Consider the following 6,106-nt stretch of genomic DNA (forward strand, 5'->3'; position numbering starts at 1 on the left):
CACGCCCTTCATCGCCTCCTGGCACCAAGGCATCCACCGTATGCCCTTTCTAACTTGACCGCAAACCTTTAATTCATTAACAAACTTGTCATGTTAGCAGGAATATCTCTTGTTTCCACCTTATTTACTTTTCAAGGTACGGATAATGAAGCAAAGAGTATTATAATAGGTTAGAGCGTTTTTGGCAAGAGGTAAAAACTGAATTTGTGTAGTTATTCTGTGATAATGTCACCCTTAAAATCTTTTAGAAAATATCACTTTAGTAATAAAATGAAAGAATACATTGTCCTCAAGAAGAAAGAAATAAACTTTATGGGGCACGTTGTCTTCTGGATAAGAAGATAACTATCAGAGAGGGAGCAGAACTTCTTCACTATAGCGTAGGAGCTTGAGTGGTTAAAGAGCCAAAGTTACTCAATTTGGCAGACACAATTTCGCTCAGGTATTAATCTCATCTGAGATTTATTAATATAAACAACCGGAAACCGCATGTAGCTATTTAATTAATTGGTTACCCAAACATTAAAGATCCCCCCGAAAATGCCGATATATAAAATAGAGTTAAAAAAGCACACCGGCTCCAAAGACCCAAAGACCAAAGAGAGGAGAAGAGAAAATGACCTTGAAGACTAAGATTTTGAGTGGTTTCATAATAATGATAGTTTTAGTGGCAATTGTCGGATGTATTGGTTTTTTCGCCACCTCCAGGTTGAACGACTCTCTATATAAAGTATATGCCGTGCGAATGCCCGCTCTTGACTACCTTATCGAGGCAGACAGGGATTTACAACAGCTTCTGGTAGCTGAACGCTCCATGCTTTCTGCTCCCAGCGATAGCGAAATATTCAAACGCCTTCTTGCCGATTATGAAGAAAATTTTAATCAATCAATAGAGCGTTTTAACAAGTATAAAGAACTGGCTCAAGCTCCGGAAGAATTGCAACTTATATCTGGATACGAAGAAGTCCGTAAAGAATGGGAAACAGTGTCGAAACAGGTAATTAATTATCTCACCGAAGGTGGTGAGGAAGAGCGTAATCTGGCAATAGAACTATCCCTAGGAAAAGCTGCTGAGAAATTCGAGGAAACACGCGAATATTTAAATCAACTCACCGATGTCATATTGAACTTAACCGAAGAGGAAAATCTTAGCGCTCAGAAAGCCCGCACCATGTCACTATCGCTGATAACCTGGACCATCATTATAAGCATTGTTTTAGGATTAACATTCGCTCTACTACTCACAAGAAGCATCCGCAAGCCCCTCCAGGAAATCTCCAGTGCAGCAGAAAAGGTCGCCAGTGGCAACTTGCAGGTCGAGGTCAAAAAACTAACCGTAAAAGATGAGCTGGGTAAACTCAGCAATAGTTTCGCAGAAATGGTAAATTCTCTGAGAAACCTGGTACATAATACTTTAAACTCTTCTTCTCTTCTGGCATCTTCTTCTGAAGAGCTTGCATCATCGGTATCCGAAGCCAGTAGAGCTACTGCAGAGATTGCCCAAACTATTTCCCAGGTCGCCGAAGGCTCCATTCGCCAGAGTGAAGAACTCCAGAAAATCGCTGAAGAAGGAGATACCATGGCTAAAAAAGCTCAGATTATCGTCAACACAAGTGACGATAATCTACGTCTTCTCGAGGAAACCATCAAAAATTTGGAAGAAAATAGCCATATTCTCTCTACCATTAGTAAAATGAATAATTCCGTTAGCGACCAAAGCAAAATCACTCAAGAAAAAGCTCAGAATGGCAAAAAATTACTTATTGACCTTGTAGCCAGCGTAGAAGATATTGCCGAAGTATCTCAAGAAGTTGCTCAAAGTGTGGAGCTTTTGACTGAACGTTCCCAGGAAATTGGAAAGATTGTAGACCTAATAACCGGTATCGCTGAACAAACTAACCTCTTAGCCTTAAATGCAGCAATTGAAGCAGCCCGAGCAGGAGATGCCGGACGCGGATTTGCCGTGGTCGCTGAAGAGGTTAGAAAGCTTGCCGAAGAGTCTGCTCAGGCTGCAGAACAAATTGGAGCTCTGATATCTGAAATTCAGAAAAACACCGGCGAAACTTCTGAAGCAATGCAGAGAGCAAAAAATCAAGTGGAAACAGGTAGCAAACAGAGCGAAAAGGTTTCTCAAAGCTTTGAAGATATAATAGCAGCAACCGGTGAAGTCGCCAACTCCATTGGCAGCTTGACCAGAACTATTGGAGAGCTGGAAACAAACCAGCAAGCAACCGCCGAAAATTCTCAGAGTTTAGTAAAGCATACCGAAGATACCCTGCACGATTTACGAAGCATATCTGAGTCTATTAGCAAATTACATGAGACCATCACTACCGTTGCCTCCATTGCCGAAGAGAACGCCGCCTCCAGTGAAGAAATTTCCGCTTCAGTAGAAGAACAAAATGCAGCCATGGAAGAAATTAACTCTATGGCAGCCAGCTTGAGTAAATTAGCTGAAGAGCTTCAAGAAGTCGTTAACAACTTTACTGTATAAGTAATACATAGCCAATCATATAGGCCACCCCGCTCAAAATTCAAAAGCGATGGCGGGGTGGCTGTTTTTTCATTGAGACTGAATCCCTGCTCCAGGTAAATATTGTCAGAACTATAAAGGGGAGCAGCACTCGCGATTGACCCGTAATAATGCCCCGACACAAAAGATAATCAGAGTACGAAGGAAAAGAATATTACAATGGATTTTTGTGGTTAACTATATTTTTCTGGCAGGTTCTATAGAAGCAAGGGAACAATACTCACCCTTGTACTCAGAGGCGGCAAATTGATTATAGCTCAGTGATATAATCAATTTGCCGTGCTTCTTCTGAGGCGGTTAAAATAAATTAGAATATTTTTGCTGTGAATGAGGTTGTAGAAATACAGAATAATGTAAGGGAAAAGAGGTGAAAATGTGGCTATTTACCATATTGGTACTTGCTCCTGGACAGAGAAAACTCTCATTGAAGATGGCTCTTTTTACCCTCCTCAACTTAAAAATCCTGCTGAAAGACTGAATTTCTATGCTCAACATTTTAACACCGTAGAAGTTGATTCCACCTTTTATGCTTTCCCTGCAGAGAGAAATGCTCGTCTCTGGGTAGAGCGAACCCCTTCCTCTTTCCTTTTTAATATAAAATCCTTTTCTCTATTTACCTTTCACAAAACTTCCCTATCTGTCATTCCTCAATTTTTGAAAGAAGAATTGCCCGAAAGGTTGCAAAAACGACCTCACTTCTATTTAGCGGAAGTCCCTGAAGAGTGGCTAAAAATAGCTCTATCTGCTTTCCTTTCTGCCATAAACCCCTTGCAGGAAGAAAATAAACTGGGCTATATTCTCTTTCAATTTCCTCCCTGGATAGAAAAAAGTAGAGAAACTATGGAGTATTTATCCTGGCTTAGAGAAAATATTAAAGGAACTTTAGCTATAGAGTTTCGCCACCATTCCTGGTTGAGCGAAGAAAATCGAGATGACACTTTCTGTTTTTTGCGCAAGGAGAGATTAGCCTATACCTGCGTAGATGAGCCTCAACTTCCCTGGACGGTCCCTCCCATAGTAGAAGTTACTACCCCGGAGCTCATAACTCGCTTCCATGGACGCAATAAACCAGCCTGGGAAAAGAAGGGAGCACCCGTAGAAGAAAAATTTGCCTACCTTTATCAAGAAGAGGAATTAAACAGGTGGAAAGAGGTTGTAAATAAGAAATCCCCGGGTGCTGAAAGAGTTTTTTTGATGTTTAATAACTGTTTTCGTGATTATGCAATAAGGAATGCCAAACAAATGAAACTACTTTTGGCGGAATGAGGTGAAATTATGGAAATCATCGATATATCTCTTCCTCTGTCGGAAGAAACTCCCACTTATAAAGGGAGAAAGGAAAAAAAACCTCGTTTAGAAAGGATAAGAACTCTTTCTCAAGGAGCAAACGAAACTCGCTTGACCCTGGAAACCCACACCGGAACTCACGTAGATGCTCCCCTTCATATGCTCTCTCCCGCTAACTCTATTGATCAGTTGCCCCTTTCTTCATTTCTTGGTCCGGCTTTAGTTGTAGAAATAAGAGGAGTGGAGGCCATAGCCGCAGAACACCTCTCTCCTTTTCAACAATTCCTATCCCCACAGCAATTTTTAATTCTGAAAACTGATAACTCTTTTTCTGACCTGTCGAGAGAAAACTTTGTTTACCTTACTGTATCTGGTGCTTCTTATTTAGCTCAACAAGGTGCAAAAGGCGTAGGAATTGACTCTTTAGGGATAGAACGCGACCAGCCCGGACACCCCACCCATCGCCTTCTTTTAGAAAAAGGTATTTTAATATTCGAGGGGCTATATCTCCGGGAGGTAGAACCTGGCTTTTACTATTTTCTATCTTTCCCTCTAAAAATAAAAGAGGGAGATGGCTCCCCGACAAGGGCTGTGCTCTTTAGAATGTAAAATGAAAACTTTAATATTCTTTGGAGCTACGGGCAATCTCTTCACCCAGAAAATCTTCCCTGCCTTATCCTCTCTTTTCTATCACTATGAAATAAGAGATTTAGCCTTAATAGCTTTAGGAAGGCGTTTTTCTAAAGAGGGAGACTACCGGAGGTTTCTTCAAAAAATCCACCAGAGAGAAGAAAAAGAGTTATTGGAACGGGTTTTCTATCTCCCAGGAGATTTAGAAAACCCAGAAATCCCTTCAAAACTCAGCCAGCTAATTAACAAGACAGGGAAAGAAGAGGCAATATTTTACCTCTCCCTCCCTCCTTCTCTTTATAACTCAGCCTTAAAAACCATAGAAAAAACCCTGTCCTTAAGCTCGCCCTCCACAAAAAAAGTAGCTTTAGAAAAACCTTTTGGTTCCAGCGAAAAAGATTTTGAAGAACTGGAAAAAGCTCTTAAAAAAATCTTTCGAGAAGAAGAAATTTTCTACGTCGACCATTACTTGGGAAAAGCCACCGTTCAAAATCTCATCATTCTTAAAGCTGAAAATCTATTTATAGAAAAACTGCTATCCCGGTCCTTCGTAAAAGAGGTGCGCATTGCAGTAAGTGAAAAAGAAGGGGTAGGAGAAAGAAAAAAATTTTACGAAGAGACCGGTGCCATTAAAGACGTATTTCAAAATCATCTCCTTCAGCTTCTCACTCTTTTAGCTATCGATATCCCTCCCCTTTGCGAAGAAGATAGAAAAGAGTGTCAAAGATTCCTGGAAAATGTAGGCCAGGCCAAAAGTCATTTGCTTACCGAGATTCAACTGCCCCCTCCGGAAGCCATATATTTAGGGCAATACCAGAATTACCAGGAAGAGGTAGAAAATCCTCATTCCCAGATAGAAACTTTAGTTTATCTGCCTTTATATATTTCTTCTGAGCGGTGGCAGGGAGTACCATTTCGAATGTTGACCGGAAAAAGAATGGCAGAGAGGGAATCGTTTCTTGAGGTGGTATTTCATTCCCATTTTCCAGAGGATAACCTCCTTCGCATAGAAATTCAACCCGAGGAAAGAATAGCCCTCTTAATAAGAGTAAAAACACCGGGAATGGGGTTATATTCTTCTCCTACCCGGCTAAATTTCACCTATTCTGGAAGTTTTGGAGCCAATACCCCCGAAGCTTATGAAAAGATAATATATGACTTGCTGGCCGGGGATCGAACTTTGTTTCCTGACTCTACTTTTATTCGTCATGCCTGGCAAATAGTAGACCGGTTGGCTTCTATTATCCACAAGGAAAGAATTAAACCCCATCTTTACCCCGTAGACACTTTAACTCCCGGAGATTTCTGGAGCTCACCTCCACAGATTACAATATCCCGCAAAACCAGTCATGATTATAGGGAATAAACCCCCATAACCCCTTTATCCGGCATTTCTGAATGGCTTTATCAAGGGTCCCGAGAGTCGGGAGAATGCACCCTTATGATTCCAAATAAAAAGACAAAAACAAAACGTGGATGCCTGATAAAAGCGCTCAGGCATGACGAGAGAGGAGGATTCCCGGCTACTAACCTCGGAAATGGCGTGGGAGAGTGGGTTATCGATGAAAGATTTCAGAAATGACAGAAGAAGAGCCCTTCCAGGAAGAAGCTCAAGGCAAGAGTGGCTTCTCTTCCTCTGAGAAAATGAGAAAAGCA

General features: G+C 41.2%; 5 protein-coding genes. All 5 read left to right on the forward strand.

Annotated elements, in window-relative coordinates; genetic code table 11:
* The first annotated feature begins 616 nt into the window (after positions 1–616).
* The 5 genes from GXZ17_RS10790 (at position 617) to GXZ17_RS10810 (ending at position 6,032) form a co-directional block, all read left to right on the forward strand.
* Positions 617–2,494, forward strand: coding sequence for a methyl-accepting chemotaxis protein (locus GXZ17_RS10790; protein WP_409377287.1), 1,878 nt, complete (start codon positions 617–619; stop codon positions 2,492–2,494).
* Between the two features lie 414 nt (positions 2,495–2,908).
* A complete protein-coding gene (locus GXZ17_RS10795) occupies positions 2,909–3,799 on the forward strand; it encodes a DUF72 domain-containing protein (protein WP_409377288.1) in 891 nt (296 codons plus the stop codon).
* A 9-nt stretch (positions 3,800–3,808) separates the two neighbouring features.
* A complete protein-coding gene (locus GXZ17_RS10800; protein WP_409377289.1) occupies positions 3,809–4,429 on the forward strand; it encodes a cyclase family protein in 621 nt (206 codons plus the stop codon).
* Position 4,430: 1 nt separating this feature from the next.
* Entirely contained in the window at positions 4,431–5,816 is a 1,386-nt protein-coding gene (locus GXZ17_RS10805; protein WP_409377290.1) for a hypothetical protein, read from the forward strand.
* A gap of 75 nt (positions 5,817–5,891) precedes the next feature.
* A complete protein-coding gene (locus GXZ17_RS10810; protein ID WP_409377291.1) occupies positions 5,892–6,032 on the forward strand; it encodes a hypothetical protein in 141 nt (46 codons plus the stop codon).
* The last annotated feature ends 74 nt before the right edge of the window (positions 6,033–6,106 follow it).

The sequence above is a fragment of the Candidatus Sordicultor fermentans genome, assembly GCF_012728195.1.
In the GTDB taxonomy this organism is placed as follows: Bacteria; Atribacterota; Atribacteria; order Atribacterales; family Caldatribacteriaceae; genus Sordicultor; species Sordicultor fermentans.